Source organism: Bacillus sp. 491mf, assembly GCF_900112415.1.
Classification (GTDB): Bacteria; Bacillota; Bacilli; order Bacillales; family Bacillaceae_G; genus Bacillus_A.
The window spans coordinates 512,517-531,682 of the sequence record NZ_FOLV01000001.1 but is presented as its reverse complement, the minus strand read 5'-3'; the positions used below and the strand labels follow the sequence as shown (position 1 = coordinate 531,682).

General features: G+C 34.4%; 18 protein-coding genes and 1 pseudogene. 4 read left to right on the top strand and 15 right to left on the bottom strand.

What is annotated here, in order from left to right; all coding sequences use genetic code 11:
• The coding region (locus BM211_RS02755) for a transposase (RefSeq protein WP_177206877.1) at window positions 1-362 on the top strand (362 nt) is incomplete at its 5' end.
• A 137-nt stretch (window positions 363-499) separates the two neighbouring features.
• Here the strand turns inward: BM211_RS02755 and BM211_RS02750 are convergent.
• From BM211_RS02750 to BM211_RS02740, 3 genes are all read right to left on the bottom strand, one after another.
• The gene (locus BM211_RS02750) at window positions 500-1,219 is read right to left on the bottom strand and encodes a lysophospholipid acyltransferase family protein (protein WP_035433682.1); all 720 of its coding nucleotides are present in this window, start codon (window positions 1,217-1,219) and stop codon (window positions 500-502) included.
• Window positions 1,220-1,332: 113 nt separating this feature from the next.
• A complete protein-coding gene (locus tag BM211_RS02745) occupies window positions 1,333-1,968 on the bottom strand; it encodes an FMN-dependent NADH-azoreductase (protein WP_035433680.1) in 636 nt (211 codons plus the stop codon).
• Between the two features lie 196 nt (window positions 1,969-2,164).
• Window positions 2,165-4,156 (bottom strand): penicillin-binding transpeptidase domain-containing protein, encoded by a 1,992-nt coding sequence (locus BM211_RS02740; RefSeq protein ID WP_035433679.1) that lies wholly within the window; start codon window positions 4,154-4,156, stop codon window positions 2,165-2,167.
• A gap of 182 nt (window positions 4,157-4,338) precedes the next feature.
• Here BM211_RS02740 and BM211_RS02735 point away from each other — a divergent pair, with 182 nt between their 5' ends.
• Window positions 4,339-5,565: an MFS transporter gene (locus BM211_RS02735; protein WP_090994977.1), complete on the top strand. Its 1,227-nt coding sequence runs from the start codon at window positions 4,339-4,341 to the stop codon at window positions 5,563-5,565.
• A gap of 19 nt (window positions 5,566-5,584) precedes the next feature.
• On the opposite strand, the gene BM211_RS02730 is transcribed toward BM211_RS02735, so the two are convergent.
• Both BM211_RS02730 and BM211_RS02725 read right to left on the bottom strand, forming a co-directional pair.
• On the bottom strand, window positions 5,585-6,073 hold the full coding sequence (locus BM211_RS02730; protein ID WP_035433677.1) for a dihydrofolate reductase: 489 nt from the start codon (window positions 6,071-6,073) through the stop codon (window positions 5,585-5,587).
• A gap of 20 nt (window positions 6,074-6,093) precedes the next feature.
• Window positions 6,094-7,050: a thymidylate synthase gene (locus BM211_RS02725; RefSeq protein WP_035433694.1), complete on the bottom strand. Its 957-nt coding sequence runs from the start codon at window positions 7,048-7,050 to the stop codon at window positions 6,094-6,096.
• Between the two features lie 270 nt (window positions 7,051-7,320).
• Here BM211_RS02725 and BM211_RS02720 point away from each other — a divergent pair, with 270 nt between their 5' ends.
• Window positions 7,321-8,778: a serine hydrolase gene (locus BM211_RS02720; protein ID WP_090994975.1), complete on the top strand. Its 1,458-nt coding sequence runs from the start codon at window positions 7,321-7,323 to the stop codon at window positions 8,776-8,778.
• Between the two features lie 99 nt (window positions 8,779-8,877).
• On the opposite strand, the gene BM211_RS02715 is transcribed toward BM211_RS02720, so the two are convergent.
• The 5 genes from BM211_RS02715 to BM211_RS02695 form a co-directional block, all read right to left on the bottom strand.
• A complete protein-coding gene (locus tag BM211_RS02715; RefSeq protein ID WP_090994972.1) occupies window positions 8,878-10,257 on the bottom strand; it encodes a catalase in 1,380 nt (459 codons plus the stop codon).
• A gap of 334 nt (window positions 10,258-10,591) precedes the next feature.
• Window positions 10,592-11,410: a phosphatase PAP2 family protein gene (locus BM211_RS02710; RefSeq protein ID WP_090995018.1), complete on the bottom strand. Its 819-nt coding sequence runs from the start codon at window positions 11,408-11,410 to the stop codon at window positions 10,592-10,594.
• Window positions 11,411-11,418: 8 nt separating this feature from the next.
• Window positions 11,419-12,528 (bottom strand): alpha/beta hydrolase, encoded by a 1,110-nt coding sequence (locus BM211_RS02705; protein ID WP_035433672.1) that lies wholly within the window; start codon window positions 12,526-12,528, stop codon window positions 11,419-11,421.
• Between the two features lie 156 nt (window positions 12,529-12,684).
• Window positions 12,685-13,545: an AraC family transcriptional regulator gene (locus BM211_RS02700; protein ID WP_090994970.1), complete on the bottom strand. Its 861-nt coding sequence runs from the start codon at window positions 13,543-13,545 to the stop codon at window positions 12,685-12,687.
• A 34-nt stretch (window positions 13,546-13,579) separates the two neighbouring features.
• Window positions 13,580-14,605, bottom strand: a complete 1,026-nt coding sequence (locus BM211_RS02695) for a serine hydrolase domain-containing protein (protein WP_090994967.1) — start codon at window positions 14,603-14,605, stop codon at window positions 13,580-13,582.
• A gap of 201 nt (window positions 14,606-14,806) precedes the next feature.
• Between BM211_RS02695 and BM211_RS26660 the strand changes: the two are divergent.
• Window positions 14,807-14,932: pseudogene (locus tag BM211_RS26660) on the top strand (DedA family protein); the annotation flags it as partial.
• Between the two features lie 268 nt (window positions 14,933-15,200).
• On the opposite strand, the gene BM211_RS02685 reads toward BM211_RS26660, so the two are convergent.
• The 5 genes from BM211_RS02685 to BM211_RS02665 all read right to left on the bottom strand — a co-directional run bounded on the left by BM211_RS02685 (window position 15,201) and on the right by BM211_RS02665 (window position 19,110).
• Window positions 15,201-15,593: a VOC family protein gene (locus BM211_RS02685; RefSeq protein WP_035433669.1), complete on the bottom strand. Its 393-nt coding sequence runs from the start codon at window positions 15,591-15,593 to the stop codon at window positions 15,201-15,203.
• Window positions 15,594-15,622: 29 nt separating this feature from the next.
• Entirely contained in the window at window positions 15,623-16,252 is a 630-nt protein-coding gene (locus tag BM211_RS02680; protein ID WP_035433667.1) for an HAD-IIIA family hydrolase, read from the bottom strand.
• Between the two features lie 115 nt (window positions 16,253-16,367).
• The gene (locus BM211_RS02675) at window positions 16,368-16,943 is read right to left on the bottom strand and encodes a YpjP family protein (protein ID WP_035433666.1); all 576 of its coding nucleotides are present in this window, start codon (window positions 16,941-16,943) and stop codon (window positions 16,368-16,370) included.
• Between the two features lie 246 nt (window positions 16,944-17,189).
• Window positions 17,190-18,407 carry an ABC transporter permease gene (locus tag BM211_RS02670; protein ID WP_090994963.1) on the bottom strand — a complete coding sequence of 406 codons (1,218 nt, stop codon included), beginning with the start codon at window positions 18,405-18,407 and terminating at the stop codon, window positions 17,190-17,192.
• The gene (locus BM211_RS02665; protein WP_035433663.1) at window positions 18,400-19,110 is read right to left on the bottom strand and encodes an ABC transporter ATP-binding protein; all 711 of its coding nucleotides are present in this window, start codon (window positions 19,108-19,110) and stop codon (window positions 18,400-18,402) included. The genes BM211_RS02670 and BM211_RS02665 overlap by 8 nt, the downstream gene beginning before the upstream one ends.
• Between the last annotated feature and the right edge of the window lie 56 nt (window positions 19,111-19,166).

The following is a 19,166-nucleotide window of genomic DNA, read 5'->3' as shown; positions in this document are numbered from 1 at the left end:
GAGAAGGAAAGAAAAATACAGGTAAAAGTCAGAGAGATACCTATTACTTTGATATAGAAAAATGTAAACGATGCCCTTTTAAAGAAGGCTGTTATAAAGAAGGCGCAAAATCAAAAACGTATTCAGTCACGATCCACTCAACAGAACATAGTAAACAAAAAACTTTTCAAGAAAGCGAGCTGTTCAAAGAAAAAGCAAAAGAGCGCTATAAAATTGAAGCGAAAAATAGTGAACTCAAACATAGACATGGGTATGATGTGGCATCTTCCTCGGGTCTTATTGGCATGCGAATGCAAGGGGCGATGGCCATATTCGCAGTTAATTTAAAACGAATTATGACATTATTAAAAGGGAAACAGTAACAAAAGTATAGAGAGAAAGGCGACCTTTCGTTCAAAACTGAACGAAAGGTCGCCTTTTTTGTTTTACATATGTTTTATGAGATGAAAAACGGAAGTTTTTCAGTGGCCTCTATATGATAGCTGAGACCTTTTTTTCCTTACTTTTGCAACTGACTTTCTATAATATCTTGTGTATATTTCGTTAATTCTTTAATATCCATATTTTCATATTGTTCTGCTGTAATTGGTTTCGAAATTGTGACTGTTGCATGCGCAGGCTTCATTCGATTGCCATTTGCTTCAAACATTTTATACGTTCCATCCAATGTTACAGGTAAAATTGCTACACCTGCTTTTACAGCAAGATGGAAACTACCAGCCTTAAATTCTCCCATTTTATTACCTTTACTACGAGTTCCTTCTGGGAAAATAACGATAGAATGCCCTTGTTTTAACAGTTCAATCCCATCTTTAATGGCCTGCACCGATTGACGGCGATTTTTGCGATCCATAAATACACAATTCATCATTTCCATCCACGTTGGTACAAGTGGAAACTTTTTAATTTCTGCTTTCGAAACGAATCCAATTGGTTTGTTTAAATAACCTAGTAAAATAGGAATATCCATGTCACTTTGATGATTACTTACAACGAGTACCGGCTTATCTTGTGGCACATTTTCTAGTCCATTCACTTGTACTGTTGATCCAACTACTCGAATCATCTTCTTGCCGAACCAATTTGTTGTTTTATACACCAACTTATCTTTCTCTTGCGGTGATAATGTATGTAACTTTCCTTTTATACGCCACATTCTTGGCGTAATACCAATTACAATTAAAATTAAGTATAAAATCTTAAAAACTGTTTGAATCATATAGAACCCCCACATATTGTCATTCCGTTTTTTATTATACTAGACAAACGCAGGAAAAAGAAGAAAAAATGTCCAAGCGACAAGCGTTTGGACATTTTTCATAATATAATAGATTAAAATTGTTTTGCTAATTCTTGTGCTTTTTCAATAGCTTGTTCTTTAATTTCATGTGCTTGTGCAGGGTTTGCACTCATACCTTCTACTGCGATATACTCTACATCCGTTACACCCATGAAGTTTAACATCGCTTTTAAGTGGTTACGACCAAAGTCTACTCCCGCGTATGGACCTTCAGAATACACGCCGCCTGTCGCTTGGATATGAAGAGCTTTTTTGCCTTCTAATAAACCAATTGGACCATTTTCAGTATATTTAAATGTTTTACCTGCAATTGATATATTATCTAAGTATGCTTTTACAACCGGTGGATAGCTTAAATTCCACATTGGTGTTACAAATACATATTTATCTGCGTGCATAAATGTTTCTAGGTTTCCGTTCATTGCCGCAATTTTTTGTTGTTGGCTTTCACTTAATGTCTCAAATCCTTCTCCTGCACCAAGTTTGCCCCAAGCGGCAAATACTTCGCCATCAATTGTAGGTACGCTTGTATGGAATAAATCAATTGTTAACACTTCATCTTGTGGATTTGCTTGTTTATAAGCTTCAATAAACGCTTCTCCTACTGCCATACCAAATGATACTTCTGCTGGATTTGGATTTGCTGTAATAAATAATACTTTTGTCATGTTCATTTCGCTCCCTTTTTCAACATATCTTTAATTCGAGATTTTTAACAAAAAAGTAAATCACTTATCTTACGTAAGTAATAATACCTAATATACGATTTCTTGTCAAGAAAAATAGTTGCTTTTTTTTAGTAAGTAAATAACTATATAAAAAGGAGTTGTCTCGCTTATAAACGAGACAACTCCTTTTCGATTACTATTGAAACACATGCTTTACTTTCTCAGCCGGAATACTACTTCCGCCTCTTCCTTTTACATCTTCAATCATCATTGCAATAATCATATTTGGAGAATTTGCATCAAATGCAACAAACCATCCTAACTCTTTTCCATCAGCATCTTTTGATTCTTTTAATTCAGCTGTTCCTGTTTTTCCAGCAAGTGTAATACCATCTAATTTTGCAATCTTACCTGTTCCTTCTGGATCATTCACAACTTTTATTAAAGAGTTTTTCAAAATATCATTGTTCTCTTTAGATACCACTTTTTCTTTCCACGCCTTTACTAGCTTATCATCTTTCACAAGATGCGGAGATGGAATATTCCCTTCATTTACAATTGGCGCATACGATAGTGCAACGTGTAGAGATGACATTAAAACTTTTCCTTGACCATATCCTGTATCTGCAAGTTCAATATCACCTTTTATGCCATCTTTTGCGATTTGCGACGTTGCAAATCCATATTCAATTGGTAACTTTTCACCTAATCCAAATTTCTTCGCTTCTTCTGTAAATTTATCTTTACCAATTTTCAATGCTTCTTGTGCAAAATAAATGTTATCGGAATACATCATTGCTTTTTCAAAATCTACTGGATTTGCATCTTTTACTCGCGTTACATAATAGTTACCCCAAGAAGAATCTTTTGCCCATTTTACACCATCAATTTTAAGAGATTCTTTCGGGTCAAGTGCTTTTGTTTCAAGACCAATTGCTCCTGTAATTGGTTTGAAAACTGAGCCCGGTGCGTATACTTGTGTAAAGCGATTTGTCATCGGCTTTTTCGGATCATTGTTTAAAGCTTCTCGCTCTGCTTTCGCTGACTCTCTCATATAAACATTCGGATTGTATGATGGACTACTTACAAGCGCTAATGTTTCCCCTGTTTTCGGATGGACTGCTGCACTTGAACCCGCTTCTCCCTTCATTTCCGCATAAATTTTTTGTTGTAAGTTCCCATCAATTGTAAGTGTGATATTTTCGCCATCTTTCGCTTGTTTTTTAGCAAGCTCTTTTAATTCTTTTCCTTTTGCATCGGCAATATAAACACGTCCGCCTTTTTCACCACGGAGTTTTTCTTCAAAAACATTTTCAAGACCTGTTTTGCCAATCGGCTCATCAGCCTTATAGCCTTTTTCTTCTAATTTTTTCAAATCCTCTGCATTTACTTTACCCATATAGCCCGTTAAATGAGCGGCAGCTTCTCCTAAAGGATATGTCCGAGCATTTACTGTACGTATCGCTACACCATGCATTGAAATATAATCATTTTCATTTGCACCTTCTGGTAAAATAGAAAGTGGCACATAGTAACTTGGTTGTACCCACTTCGCTGTTAATTTCTTTTCGATATCTTCAACTGACATATGTAATAATTTCGCTAACGTGTCTTTCGTTTGCTGTGCTGATTCGCCTAATTTCCCAGGTACAACTCCAACTTCTGCACCTTTCCCATTTGTAGCCAATCCGCTTCCATTTCGATCATAAATTTCACCGCGCTTTGGCAAAAACGACTGAACAAGCACTTTATCATCTTGTTTCATAGTTGGAAAAATAAATGATGGATTCCAATCCACTTTCCAGACGTCCTTATCTCCATCTTTTTCTTTCACAAGTTTTGCCTCATTTTCAAATGAGATTTTCCCACCAATTGTATCCATACTAACTTTAAAAGGTACATTCGCATTGTCTTTCTCATCTTTTTTGTCTTCTTTTTTCGGTTCTGCAGCAACTTTTAAATTTTTCACTGCAATTCCTGTATACACATTTTCATATTTCTTTACAAAATCATCTTTTGAAATGGACTGCTTTGCCTCTTTTGATAACTGATCATACATTTTATCAAACTTTTTGTCATTCCATGCTTTTACATATGTATCCATCGCTTGTTCTGGCTTCTCTTCTTTCCCACAGCCTACTACTAGTAGCAATGAAAAAATAAGAAGTATTCCCCATATCTTTTTCACATTTTTTCCTCCTTTATATTTCAATACTATCATACTATAAAAATCCAATTTTATAAATTTAATCCAACAAAAAAAACGACGCACTATGCGCCGTTCTTTATAATACCATTATAACATTCAGAAATTTTTTATATAAGACTTTGTTTTTATTTTTTCTTTTCTTAATATAGAATCAAAAAGGAGTGGATCTAAAATTGTGGCATGTGCTTAGAAAAGATAGGAATCTCTGTATATACTTTTTGGGGAGATTTATTTCTAACCTTGGGAATCATTTCTCATTCTTCGCACAATCTATTGCAGCATACATGTTTACTAATACTTTATCTTCAGTCGGTCTCCTGTGGATAATCCGCGGTATTGCAAGTTTACTTACTATTCCGTTAGGCGGTATAGCCGCTGATTTGTATGGCGGGAAAAAGATTATATTATTTACAGATATCGCAAGTGCGGCTACTTCTTTTTGTTTTATTTTTTTAAATCCATCAAACTACATATGGCTTTTACTTATTCTTTCCTCTATTTCTCAAATAATCAATCGCTTCTTTGATCCAGCGGCAAAAGCTTCCTTTAAGCAAATTTCATCTCAAACACCGCTACATATTTCTAACTCATGTAATGCAATATTAGGACAAATTACTATCATATTAGGGCCACTTCTTGCTACAAGCATTTATACAATAACAAATGGAAATTTACAATTTTTATTTATTCTAGATGCCATTTCTTTTCTTGTTAGTTTTATCTGTATTTCCTTTGTGCAATTTGGAGCACAAGAAAAGCAACATCAACTGCCTTTCCACATAAACGCCCTAAAAGGATTTCAATACGTCTTCATGAATAAAAATCTCTTATATATTCTCTTATTCATGACTCCAATTGCATTTAGTGGAAAAGTTTTTGAAGTGTTAGTGCTAGAACTGAGTAACCGTTATTGGAGCACGATTAAACTTGGGAGTATGGGAATATATTTAGCAGTTTTTGCTTTTGGCGGTATACTCGGAGCAATGCAAGTATCAAAATACCGAGAACAACTAAACAATAAGAAAGCTTATATGAAATTCATAAGTATTAGCGGCATTTTATTTTTTTTATTAGTTGTTCCTTCTTCAGCTCTTAGCATCATTGCGACCTTTTTACTAGGCATTACCTTTAATCAAAGTGTTGCATTGGCACAAATCTACATTCAGCAGTCATGCGAAGAACAGTATTTAGGGCGGGTATTTGCAACATGGACCTTACTCGCTGTTGTGGGCGGAGGAATAGGAGCTTATTTATCTGGACTACTACATGATATCTTTAACTTAAAAACAGCCTTTTTTGTAACAGGATTCTGTATGCTACTTCCTCTCTGCATTACTTTACTAAAGAAATTTCATCGCCGCCAACAGCAAAAGAAGATTGGTATGTAACACACCAATCTTCTCTCTCTTATTTTCTTCTACCATACACATGATAAGCATATGTATATGGATTTTTCTCATCTGTCACGCCTTGTATTACAGATATTTCTTCCCACTCATTATCGTTTATTTCTGGGAAAAATGTGTCACCTTCAAATACCTCTTCAATTTTAGTAATATACAAGCGATCGGCAAAAGGAAGCACTTCTTTAAAAATTTCTGCACCGCCAATTACAAAGAGTTCATCAATCATTTGCTCGTCCATTTTCTTCACGTCATCAATAGAATGAATGACTTCACAGCCTTCCATTTTATAATTTTGATTACGGGTTAAAATTATATTTGTTCTGCCAGGTAATGGTCTGCCAATCGATTCAAACGTTTTTCGTCCCATAATAATCGGATGACCCATCGTTACTTTTTTAAAGTACGCCAAATCTGCTGGAAGATGCCAAGGTAATTGATTGTCTTTACCGATTAGTCGATTTTTATCCATTGCTACAAGTAATGAAATCATATTTATCCCCCTATTTTTATTTACACAGCTACTGGTGCTTTAATTGCTGGATGTGGATCGTATCCTTCTAACACAAGATCACTCATTTCAAAATCAAAGATAGACTTCACATCTGGATTTAGCTTTAACGTTGGGAATGGACGTGGTTCACGTGCCAATTGTGTTTTCACTTGTTCAAAATGATTTGTGTAAATATGAGCATCACCAATTGTATGAACGAATTCTCCTACCTCTAAGCCACACTCATGGGCAATTAAATGTGTTAATAAAGAATAACTCGCTATATTAAACGGAATGCCAAGGAAAATATCACCGCTGCGTTGATATAACTGACAAGATAATTTTCCGTCAGCCACATAAAACTGGAATAACGTATGACAAGGCGGCAATGCCATACTTGGTATATCTTCTGGATTCCATGCAGACACAATAAGGCGGCGGGAATCAGGATTTTTCTTAATCATATTAATTACATCTTGTAATTGATCAAGTGTTTCTCCGGCAGTCGTTTTCCATGCACGCCACTGCTTCCCATACACATCTCCTAAATTACCGTAACTCTTTGCAAACTCATCATCTTCTAACACCTTTGTTTTAAACAATTCCATTTGCTCTTCGTATTGCTTATTAAACTCTTCATCTTGCTGGGAACGAAGCCCAAAATCCGTCATATCTGGACCAGTATATGCATCGCTCTCTACCCAGTTCTTAAACGCCCATTCGTTCCAAATATTATTATTATGCTGCAGCAAATAACGAATGTTTGTATCACCTTTCATAAACCAAAGAAGTTCGCTCGCTACTAAACGAAACGGCACACGTTTTGTCGTAAGTAACGGAAAACCTTGACTTAAATCAAAGCGCATTTGATACCCAAATACAGATACTGTTCCTGTACCAGTGCGATCTTCTTTTCTCGTACCGTTTTCCATAACATGATGGCACATATTTAAATATTCATACTCTGCGTGTTTCATCAAGTAACCTTCTTTCACAATTGCATTATGTAACATTATTTTTTCCTATATGGAGTTTATCATATATGCCTTTGAATTTCACATGGCCTTTTTAGTAAAATACTCTTTCATATAGAATACACGCGCAGAAACTCAGTATTTTAAAATTTTTTCACGTTCAAAATCTGACATATTTTTGTCAATATTACCCATAAAAGGAAAAAGGGATTTCCTATCTGTTTCGAGAAACTATAGTGCGGAAGTAAATAATATATGAGTGGAGGGTTTACAATGCAAAAAACTGAATTGCCTCTTACAAGTAAATTACATACGAAGATCCAAAATATGATGAAAGATTTGAACGTCCCAGGAGCGGCAGTGGCCATCGTAAAAAATGGAGAAGTAGTATTCTCTGAGGGCTATGGGTACCGCGATACAAAAAATAAAAAACCAGTTACCCCCAAAACATTATTTGCAATCGGTTCAGCAACAAAAGCTTTTGGTACTTTTTCTTTAAGCTTACTTGCGCAGCAGCAAAAATTTAATTGGGATACAACTGTCCAAACGTATATTCCAACTTTTTCACTTCATGAGCCACTAGCAAGCGCACAAACAACAGCTCGCGACCTAGCATCTCACCGCACCGGTGTCAGTCGCCACGATTTACTATGGTACGCAGCCTCCTTAAGTAGAAAAAATATCGTTGACAACATTCGCCACTTAGAGCTTGATGCACCGTTCCGCACAGCATTTTTATATAACAACTTAATGTATGCCACAATTAGTTCTATTGCAGAAAACATTACAAATGAAACATGGGAACAATATACAACAGAACATATTTTAACCCCACTTCAAATGGAACATACAAACTTCTCAGTTACCACTTCACAAAAATCAAATGACCATGCACTTCCTTACATCGAGAAAGATGGAAACATAACAGAAGTACCTTTTTGCAACCTTGATACAATCGGTGCCGCTGGATGTATGAATTCTAATATAGAAGATATGGCAAAATGGGTATTACTTCATTTAAATAAAGGAAAAATTGGCGAACATGAACTACTTTCACATAATCTGCTTGAGCAAATGTATACACCGCATATCCCGATTCCAGATGACCCAATGTTCACTGTGCCAGAAACTCCAGTAAACAGTTACGGTCTTGGCTGGTTTATTACTGCCTATCGCGGCCATAAAGAAATCCATCATGGCGGGAATATTGACGGATTCTCAGCATTTGTTTCCTTTATGCCAGAACATAATATTGGTATTGTCGTGTTAACGAACCGCGGTAACACATTACTCCCTCCTTATCTTGCACATCAAATTTATGATGAATTGCTTGGATTAGAACCAATCAATTGGCATAAACGTGCGATAGAAAATACGGAAAAGTTTACAGAAATGATGAAAGAAATGAACAAACCACTACCACAAGTAAAGGAAACTGTTCTTTCTCATCCGTTAAAAGATTATATCGGAACGTTCGAACACCCTGCTTACGGTACAATTGAAGTACACAGACGAAATGAATCATTATATTTTAAATTTGCGTCATTCAACATTGAAATGAACCATCACCACTATGATATGTTCAATACGAAATGGAATGTTTTCCAAGTAGAAATGGACATATTAATTTCTTATGAAATGAATCCAGCAGGTGAACTGCACGAACTGAAAGTACATCTCCCAGCAACGTTAAGCACGAAGCCGCTTTTGTTTACAAAAATAAATAACTAGAATTTTTATTTTTGTAACTTTTCTCAAAAACAAAAAGTTCTTAGTCAACTATCGAATGCTTTAGTTGACTAAGAATTTTTTATTTCATTTAAAAATACACTACTTTTTCATTTCAATCTCAATTCTCTTTGCTAAGTCAGATGATACTTTATTGAAATACTCCATAACTTTATTTCTAATATCATCAGATATAACTTTCAAATCACTAGCTAAATTTTCAGCAAGATGTTCTCTTTCTATTTGAGTTAACCTCGTATAGAATTCTCCAGCCTGCCCAAAATCGTCTTGCTTTGTTATAGAAGTTCTTTCTAGTTTGCCTTCAACATATCTCCCAGCGCCACTTGTAATTTGATTAGCTGGTGTCCAATTTTGCTGTTGATTAACCGGTAATTTACGAAATTCAGTTCCAATTCTTCTTCTTTGAGAATCACTATAAATATTGGCACGGCCCTGCAGTATTTTATCATCAGATAATTCTGCGCCGTCTAGTAAATTAGAAACGGAGAAGGCTACTTTTTCTACTTGTTTCATATAATTATCAGGATTTTTATTTAATACCATTTTGCCTACTGGTATTAGGGGATACTCTTTTTCATCCCATACTTTAGTATCGTCTAAAGGATCATAAGAAAGATTTGCTTCATCCTTTGGGTCCATGAGCTGGACATATAAGCCATATTCCACCGATTTACCACCCGCAATCGCATCGTATAAATCTTTACCAGCATAATCAGGATTTTCAGCGGCAAGTTTATTTGCTTCTTCGCGACCAATGTATTGTACACCGTCAAATGGGTACCAATGGTATTTAACGTACTTTCTAATACCTTGAGCATTTCTCCAAACATATGTATTTACACTATGTCCTGGAATGTGGCGAAAACTTTTTATCGTACCAGCATCAGAGTATAAACGTACAACAAAATGAATCGATTCAGGCGCTCTTGCTACAAAGCTCCAAACTCTATTAGGGTCAATTAAATTGTTTTTTGGTGAGGGTAAGAGTGCTTTAATAAATTCCGGAAATCGCACTGCATCACGAACAGAAAAGACAGGAATGTGATTACATAAAAGGTCAAAAACGCCTTCTTCTGTATAAAATTTTGTGGAAAAACCACTTACATTTCTAGATGTATCAGGTGTTCCTTTCATACTTACAGCTAACGAAAAGCGAACCATAACAGGAACTTTCTGATTAGGGTTTTGTAAAAAGCTCAGTTTTGTATGTTCGGACATCGAATATATCGTTTGAAAATACCCAAATGCACCAAATCCTTTTGCATGAACAGGTCTTTCTAAAATCTTTTCATGAATAAATTCTTGTAAGGCTTCGTGTAGTACACCATCTTGTTCCAGTACAGGTCCCCTAGAGCCGATTGTCTGGGAATGAAGTCGGGCTGGCTCATTGGAGAGGTCTCGATTCTCATATTGGCTTTCCTCTAATAAAGTTTGCCTCTGTCTATGGGGTTTTTCATTCATTATTATAGCCTCCAAAATTTAATTTCCATCAATCGTTACTAAATATGAGTTTTGAGGCTCGAATATGTATCTTCTTTTTTTTATTTTCAACATTCATTTGAATGACCAGCTCCCTCTAAACCATATAAAATCGTAAAAAACCATTGGCCCAAATCTAATATGTATGAAAAAAAAGAGGATGTATGCTCATATATTGAGCATAAAACCCCTTATTAATATAGTCTATTTAATTATATATAGTGATGTACTTTTTTAGTTAATAAGCCCTCTATACAACCTCATTTTTGACTACTAATAACCCATTTTTCGGATACAAAGATAGAAAGTTCGATAATTAATTTTTCTTATCTCTCCATATAATTTTTTTCAGAGACATAAAAACAATTAATGAAATCGCAACTCCAACTGTAACATCTGAAGCAAAATGAGCTCCCATTACAATGCGACTAATTGGTACTAGTAACATCCACATAAGAATGAAAATCCAAATACCTATTTTTTTGTTCTTTAATGAAGCAAAAGCTTCTGGCAATAAACTGAGCCAAATGACTAACGCTGCATTAGCACTATGACCTGAAGGAAATGACATAAAATCATCACTTTTTGTAATTCCTTGAGGTATAAACCATCTTGAAAACCCTTCGAAAGATCCAATAGAAACCATATGACGATAACGTTCTCTACCCCACCCTAGTTTCATTAGATTAAATGTAATTAACACGATGACTACACTTAATAATCCGATTAATGCTACATCTCTTAATCTAGGATTATCATATTTACTCCATGATTTGGAAATCATATAGCAAGCACCAATAAAACAACTCATAAAAATCGGTATTAAAAATTTTGAAATAGGAAAATAATTTACCAGCATAACTGAAGCTATTAAAGCGAACAAAAGAATGACTATGCCGTAACCAATCCCAGAAAGATAATACTCTCTTGAACCTTTATTCATTCTAGTTTTAAATAAATACATACTAGAAAATAAAGCAATAAGCATCGCTGGAATTTCTCCTACACCTTGTAAAAAGAGAGCAATCTTATTAGTTGGTTGATATAGACTATTGGATATCTGTAGGTCTGTAAAGGCAAAGATACATAGTAAAATAGCGAAAACTGGAATAAGTATCACTTTTCTATTTTTCATCATTCACCCTACTTCCCACTATGCTTCAATATAAAATTCCCCATCTCAATTGCTAAATCTTCACTTTGAGGATAGACGCCTACATTATCTCCATAAGCGTGCCCCAAACCACGATAGAGGACTGTCTCAGTTTCAACTCCTTTTTTAGCCAACTTAGCTGCATACGCTAAACATTCTATCATTAAAAAATCATGTTCTCCTACCGTAATAAATGTACTTGGATAATCCGGTGATACATCAACATATGGACTTAAATACTTAGTATTAATTTCTTGCGTACCAAGTATTTCTGACATATTTCCGACCAATGAATGCATTATATTAAGCATTTTTTCTAATCCTTTTTTATACTTAGGAGCAATTTCATACTTATCTATACTCCAAGAATAAAATTCATCTTCATAGTTACACATATTAATTGTAGGATATAGAAGCAACTGCCCCTTAACGTACTTCCCGCCATCTTCCATATCCCTGGTTGTACAATACTGCGTTAAGTTCCCTCCTGCACTATCACCGGCCACAAAGATATTATTTTTGTCACCACCTAATGTGTCAGCATTCTCATAAATCCACTTTAAAGTAGTGTAACAATCTGTGTGCCCAATTGGAAAAGGATTTTCTGGAGCTAATCGATAATCTACAGAAATGGCTAATATATCTGTTTTTTCTACTATCAATTTTACAAGTTCTTCTACCACGTCAGGTGATCCCGCCATGAATCCTCCACCATGAATAAAGTATAGAATTGGCGCATTCTCTCGTTTAGAAATGCTATTATAAATTCTTATCGGAATACCATATCCATCTTCTGCTTCAACTGTTTTATGCGTAATATTAATGTCTTTAGTGACAATTGGAACACTTTTAATACCATTAAATTGTTTTCTCATATTCTTTACTGACTTTTCAGAAGCATCCATTTTCATCATATTTTTAGGCATAAACCTCATTACATTCATTTGAACCTTGGTGTCTTTATAAAGACGTGGATCCATCGCTCCTTTTTCATCGCAATCCGGTATGTTTTTTACTAAGACTTCTGCCCCTTGTACAATGATAGTTTCTTGTTTTTCTTGAATTTTTTCTAAAAGATCTAAGTCATATTTTCTAGTCATCTAGTATTCATCCTCTCTTAATTTAAGCGCTTTCATTTCATCGAATAATCACATAGGTCCGATTGCATCTTACTTCATTTACTATTACTAAATAAAAATACGTTCCATGTACAAAATGTAACATGAAACGTATTTTTATTGTTGTTCCTATTTGATTCAATTATTGTCGTTTTTTGATATGATATTTTTTCTATACTGTAATGGCGTATATCCATATTTTTCTTTAAACTGTGAAATAAATGATTTTACATTTGGAAATCCGTGTTTTATTGCTATATCTTGTATAGAATTTGTGCTACTGATAATATCTTCATAAGCTTTATAGAGCCTGTATCTCGTTAAAAAAGAGGTGAAATTTGATCCAAAGGATTTTTTGAACATACGGGAAAAGTGTTCTTCACTTACAAAAAAATGTTTAGCTACATCTTTCAATTTAAGTTCTTCATCGTAATGTTCATAAATATACGTAATCATCTCCTTCTGTCTATTCCCCAGTTGAAAATCATTTTCTACATTCTCCCCATCTTTACAGTATCGTAATAAAATATAAACGATTTCATAAATCAAACTATTAATTTTTATATAACTTAAATCATCAGAATTTGTTACTAATTCCTTTAACTCAAAAAATATTTTTTGAAGGTTTGTTTTCTGAACAACTGAGTCTTTTATATTAAATCTGTATTTATCAAAATCTTCATTTACCTCTTTAAGAAATTCATAGGAAATAATTAACATCATTACTGCACAACTTGTATTTTCAATTTTTTCAAATTCATGAACATCTCCACTGTTTACAAAAATGAATTCACCAGCTGATACTTTCTTTTTTTGCCCATTCACATACAAAAAAATTTCTCCATATACTACTAGGCTAATTTCAATACTTCTATGCCAGTGAGGAGGAATATAATCGTGAAAATCAGTTGAAAACATTGTATCCTCTATATATTCAACCATTCCTGGAATTCGATCACGTAATTTTATTTCTTCATATTCTCCTTGCCTGATTTTCAATAGTTAACCTTCCTTTTCATTATAAATATTCACCCTATTTCAAAATCTCTCCAATAATGCCCTCCATTTGATGAACTCCTAAATCGGTATTTGTCATAATAACCACACCTGTTTCTAAATATGGATAAGCAACGATCATACATTGAAATCCAATTCCCCAACCAAGTGAAGAAAATTCAATTTCTTGTCCTATACCATCTAGAAAAACGCCTAGCCCCGCCCATTCTTTACAACCTTGTGAGCTAATAAGTTCCTTTGCCTTACTTTCAGAAAGACCAATTTTACTTTTACCTTTTAACGAGTTCACAACTTCAATTACTAAAATTGCTAAATCTGTTGGCGTTGTCCAAAGTCCGGCAGCTGCTGGATATGGATAAATCGGATATTCACTAGAAACGACTTCACCTTTTTTATTATGTCCACAAGAAAATTGTATATTGTTTCCTGTTAATGTTGTTTGTTTGTATGTACTGTTTTTCATATGTAACGGTTCAAATATCTGTTCATCCATTAATTCCACGAAAGATTTATCACAAACATCTTCTATTACTTGCTGTATAATACAAAAACCTGCATCGGAATATTGAAAGTCACTTTCCGGTTCATATTGTACTTCAATTCGCTCTTTACAATACGGTGTTTTTCCTTCTAATAATTCAACCATTGCAGGTTCGCCTAGAGTGGAATTATATTCGCAAAAACTCCCTTCAGGATCGATTATTCCAGATTGATGGCTAAGTAATGTTCGTAACGTAACTTTATTATTTTGCGTATATTCATTTTCAGGAACCTTCCAAGATGTAAGTCTATTATTTATATCCTCATCTAAATGAAAGATACCTTGGTCGGTTAATTTTAATACTAACATCGCTGTTAAGAACTTACTAATCGAACAAGCATTAAAAATAGAATGATTGTTTACCCTTCTATTCGTTCCCGCTTTCATGACACCAAATTCTTTTGTCATATGTATCGCACCATTTTCAATGAAAGCAATACTTAAACCAGATACATTATAGTGCTCCATACGTTCTGAAATATTTATATCCCTTAATTCCATATCGAATCCACCCCCATATTATCCTATGTAAATTTTAACAAAAGAATATATGTTCGTAAATTATTTTTATCCCGCTATTCGTGGGCAGTAATACTCCCACCTCAAAATTCAGCGAAAACAAAGAAGATAGGAACGCTACCTATCTCCAAAGTATCTTTTAGGAAGCGATATTTTTTTAGTACGTTTAAAATTTTGTATGTGGTAGGTGAAAAATGGCAGAATATTAACGAAGTAGCTGGCCCTTATGTGAAAGATTTTGCTATAGCTGCTGTGTGTCTTGCTGTTTTCTATTTTATTGTAAAGAAATTAACGAAAAAACGTGGTTAGTAATTTCATATTAATGATGGGAACATCTTAATTATGTAGTGGAAAAATAAAATCAATTCATTAATGATGTTAAAATCGGAATCATTTCGTGATCAAAACTATTTTTTCTGTATGTCTCGTGTCACAGTATATTCATACACAAAAGACCCATCCGCTAATTTATGGATATTAGTAGATGGCCTTTTGATCGTTTTTATTTGTATTTAAAATTCATTGAAAAATCACTAGATAAACATGATAATCTCTTCTAATTATGGTTTGTTTACATTTACATCTCCATATTCGGCGCATACACAACTTCTACTATGTAACCGTTTGGATCATAAAAATCTACCGTATAATATCCTTCTGAATACTCTTTCACTTCTATCGGTCCCCGAATGATTGTAGCTTGCACATTATGCAAAAAACTTGCTACTTCATCAACTACAGAGCGATTCATTGCCTGGTAACAAATATGTCTTGGCCCTAATGTTCGTACAAGCTCTACACGAATCTCCTTAAAATATATCTCTGTTTCCCCTGTACTAAAGGCTGTTTCATTTAGTTGTTTCCAGCCAATAATCGAAAATAATTGCCGATAAAATTCAATCGATTCCGCTAAGTTTGCTACCCAAAACTCAATGTGATGAATACCTGGTTCAAACGTTTTCTCTGGCATACTCCCCATTTCCCTTTCCTATCAATTTTCTATTTCGAATGTACAACACTTACAATTTCTTCTGGCTCATTGACAATGTAATTCGGAGATTCAACCTGAACTGTTTCTATCACATCATATCCCCAGCTTACCCAAATCACTTCTACACCAATTTTTTTACAAGATACGATGTCTCGAAGCTCATCTCCTACGTAAATTACATCTGAACTTTTCAGTTTCTTTGCTTTTAAAAATTTCTTTATCATCTTGTCTTTTCCGAAAATATTGTTAGAACAAAAAACATCTTGGATAAAATCAATTTCATTCTGACGTAAAAATTCGCGAATATGCTCCTCTGCGTTTGAGGATACAATGACAATTTCATATCCACTTTCTTTCAACGTCTGTAACACATCTATGATTCCATCGAACAAAGTAAGATTTTGAATCGATGGTTGATATAATTTATAAAATTCTAATGCTATCATAGGGATTTTATACAGGGGCACATGAAGCAATTTACACCTCTCTGGAATTGATAACTTCCTCAATGCTTCAACATCCTCTTCTCTTACCTGTTTAAAACGGTGTTTCTCCGCTATTTCATTGAAAATAGGGATAAAAATATCTTTAGAATCCACTAACGTACCATCAAAATCAAACATAATATATTTACTCATTACAAAGGCTCCTTGTTATCATTTATATTTTTTATACTTAAGAATTCTCTTCCAAACTGATATATCCTTTTATTCACAAAAAAAGAACAAGGTATATCTCCTTGTTCTCCTTTTTCTATGACAGCCATTTTGGCGGTGTATTCGTATTCCAATAAATATCACCAAGCTCGTGGTGTCCTGTAAAATCGTCATCATAACAATGGTAATGAAAATTAAAATAGTAACCATCTTGCGGTGGATGATCTCTTCTTACGTGAAAACGAAGTAAGTCATTCCCAGTTTTTGTATTATACACATGAAAAATCTTTTCATTTTTCCCACCGGCCGGTTTTTGCGAAATTGCTAAAGACTGCAGTGAATCTTCCGGTGTGTTATTCGCAAGGTTTGCAATTGCTTCTTCTATTTTCGGCAATATAACATCTTTAAACTCATCTTCAATTACTGGGCCAATTTTCGATCCGAATTTCTCCATCGATTGTCTCTCAGCCTCTTGCATCGCATAGAAAAGAAATGATTCTGAACTTATATCGCTTGATTTTTCATCCAGTATAAACGACGGTTGCTCTAAATTTTGTTGTTTTGTAGGCTTGTCCGCTTTGGCAGTATCAAGCAGTACAGAAGGAGGTGTTACTAATCCAAATGTAAATACAGTAATTAACGCGACGAGTGTCTTTTTCATCCAATTTGGCATGTTGTATCCCTCCCTTTCTTTTTATATTTTTATAACGATTTCTTCTATTATACAAAATGATGCCAATTTTTGCACTTTACAAATTTATTTACGTTAACATCATTTGAATATGAAATAGTAAGATTTCATATAATAAATAATATACCTTGATCTGACTAGGGGGACTTGACCTTCTCTTTTCAGCCGTTAGCATTTGCGTTCTAATCTTTGTTATGTATGTGTCGATTACGGATTAACAAAAAAGATCTATCTAGCTCTTTTTTTATTAGGAATAAATAAAATCCACACTGTTAGTCCAATGGTGACTCCTGCGCACATCACAGCAGGGATCATATAAAATTGAGCTAATGTCGTAATGCCGTAAACACATAAAGCTGGCAAAATGAGATATGCCTTTGCTTTCTGCGACAGCCATAGTTTCTTTCCTTCTGAACAATATAGTTGTAAATATAGTTTGCCAGAAAAAACTTTCCATATGTCTCTTGAGTAACGAAATATTGCAAACAATGCAAACGAAACAACAATTGCAGCAAGCCACCACGGAGCAACCCAAATTGTACTTGTACTAATAAGAAGGATACGAATGTAAAAACCACCTGCATCACCCGAACGAAAATATTCCTTTAAAAAAGCTTCAATGATTCTTGCATCATTACTTTTTCCTAGCAATATTCGTTTAGAACGCGGAAATAACCACGGCTTCGCTGCGTTTGTAGGTTTTTGTACTTGACCTCCAAGTGTCATAATTTGTGTTGTCCATCTCATTCCCTCTGCTTGTTCTTTTTCAATTTCTTTAAAGAAGAAGCGATGGTACTCCATTTTTGCTTTTAATAAGAAAAAACTTATGATAAATAGAAGGAGAAAGAACAAAATCGTGTAAAAAGACTGCTGTAATATATATCTACATGCCATTCCTACATATACAACGCTTATAAAAAAGAGAATATTTTTAATAATAATCACTTGCCACTGTTTATGAAACCGAATATCAATATACCGTTGCAGCAAGGAGAGCATGAAACGAAAGCAAGTCAAAAAGATAAAACAGAGAACAGCTTGTAAGCCTGTTCCATGTAGACTTTTCAAAAAGATTGGTAGGAATAGTAATGTTACTAGTGCACTTGTGAAACAAATACGACAAGATGAATATAGCATTCCATATTTCATCATTTGTTTCATCCAATCTGGAAATTGAATTAAAAACAAACTGTCCGCTTGTTCCAAAAATGAACGTACACTTCTTGAAAACGTTGTACTGTAAAAGATAAAAAGTCCGATAGATAAATAGAGCACATCTTCATTTTCTGGTCCATTTTTCCAAAGTGAAGTGTAGTATATCCAGCTAAATACAAGTGCTGGAACAACTGCATATAATGCGATTGTCCAATCAACAACAGAACGTACCGCTTTCCATTTTCGTTTTAATTCATGAAATAGTCTCTTATAAAATAATTTTCTAATCATGTTGCTCCCGCCTTACAATCACATCAAAACAATCTAACAATGTGCCTTCTGGCATGTCAGCAAGTGTTTGAATACTACGTAAATCTCCATTTGCAAATAACGTTCCTTCTGAAATTAATAAGAACCGCTCACATATTCTTTCTGCCGTATCTAACACATGTGTGCACAGTAAAATGCCAGCTCCGCGCTCCTTTTCTTTATACAAAAAGTTGAGAAAATCGCGAGTTGCTGTCGGGTCTAATCCAATAAATGGTTCGTCAATAATATAAAAGTCTGGCTTTGTTAAAAAAGCTAAAATGAGCATTGATTTTTGTTTCATTCCTTTTGAAAACTTCGATAAATATTCATGCTTATGCTTGTCCATCCGAAATGTATGTAACAACTCTTCAGCTTGTATTTCCCAGCTCCCTGATTTAACATCCTTAGCAGCCATTAATAGTTCAATATGTTCCCATAACGTTAAGTAATCATAATACGTCGGATGTTCTGGTACATAGGCATACGGATTCTTTTTTTCTCCAAATGAGACTTTCCCGTCCATATGCGCCAATAAGCCAAGAATCGCTTTTATCGTTGTACTTTTTCCTGCTCCGTTTGCACCAATTAAAGCAACTAGTTCACCTTGTTCAATTGAAAAGGCGATATTATGTATCGTTTGCTCTCTATATTCGTATCCAGCTGATTTTATATGAACTTGTAGCACGTGTATCCCTCTCTTTACAAAAAATACAATATATTCCTATGAAAATAATAACATAT

Excerpts from the sequence above, each read along its gene's own strand:
- BM211_RS02705 (WP_035433672.1), bottom strand. The coding sequence starts at position 12,528 with ATGACTAGAAAATATGACTTAGATCTTTTAGAAAAAATTCAAGAAAAA.
- BM211_RS02715 (WP_090994972.1), bottom strand. The coding sequence starts at position 10,257 with ATGAATGAAAAACCCCATAGACAGAGGCAAACTTTATTAGAGGAAAGC.
- BM211_RS02710 (WP_090995018.1), bottom strand. The coding sequence starts at position 11,410 with ATGAAAAATAGAAAAGTGATACTTATTCCAGTTTTCGCTATTTTACTA.
- BM211_RS02680 (WP_035433667.1), bottom strand. The coding sequence starts at position 16,252 with ATGAGTAAATATATTATGTTTGATTTTGATGGTACGTTAGTGGATTCT.
- BM211_RS02675 (WP_035433666.1), bottom strand. The coding sequence starts at position 16,943 with ATGCCAAATTGGATGAAAAAGACACTCGTCGCGTTAATTACTGTATTT.
- BM211_RS02730 (WP_035433677.1), bottom strand. The coding sequence starts at position 6,073 with ATGATTTCATTACTTGTAGCAATGGATAAAAATCGACTAATCGGTAAA.
- BM211_RS02685 (WP_035433669.1), bottom strand. The coding sequence starts at position 15,593 with ATGCCAGAGAAAACGTTTGAACCAGGTATTCATCACATTGAGTTTTGG.
- BM211_RS02720 (WP_090994975.1), top strand. The coding sequence starts at position 7,321 with ATGCAAAAAACTGAATTGCCTCTTACAAGTAAATTACATACGAAGATC.
- BM211_RS02670 (WP_090994963.1), bottom strand. The coding sequence starts at position 18,407 with ATGATTAGAAAATTATTTTATAAGAGACTATTTCATGAATTAAAACGA.
- BM211_RS02725 (WP_035433694.1), bottom strand. The coding sequence starts at position 7,050 with ATGAAACACGCAGAGTATGAATATTTAAATATGTGCCATCATGTTATG.
- BM211_RS02695 (WP_090994967.1), bottom strand. The coding sequence starts at position 14,605 with ATGGAATTAAGGGATATAAATATTTCAGAACGTATGGAGCACTATAAT.
- BM211_RS02745 (WP_035433680.1), bottom strand. The coding sequence starts at position 1,968 with ATGACAAAAGTATTATTTATTACAGCAAATCCAAATCCAGCAGAAGTA.
- BM211_RS02750 (WP_035433682.1), bottom strand. The coding sequence starts at position 1,219 with ATGATTCAAACAGTTTTTAAGATTTTATACTTAATTTTAATTGTAATT.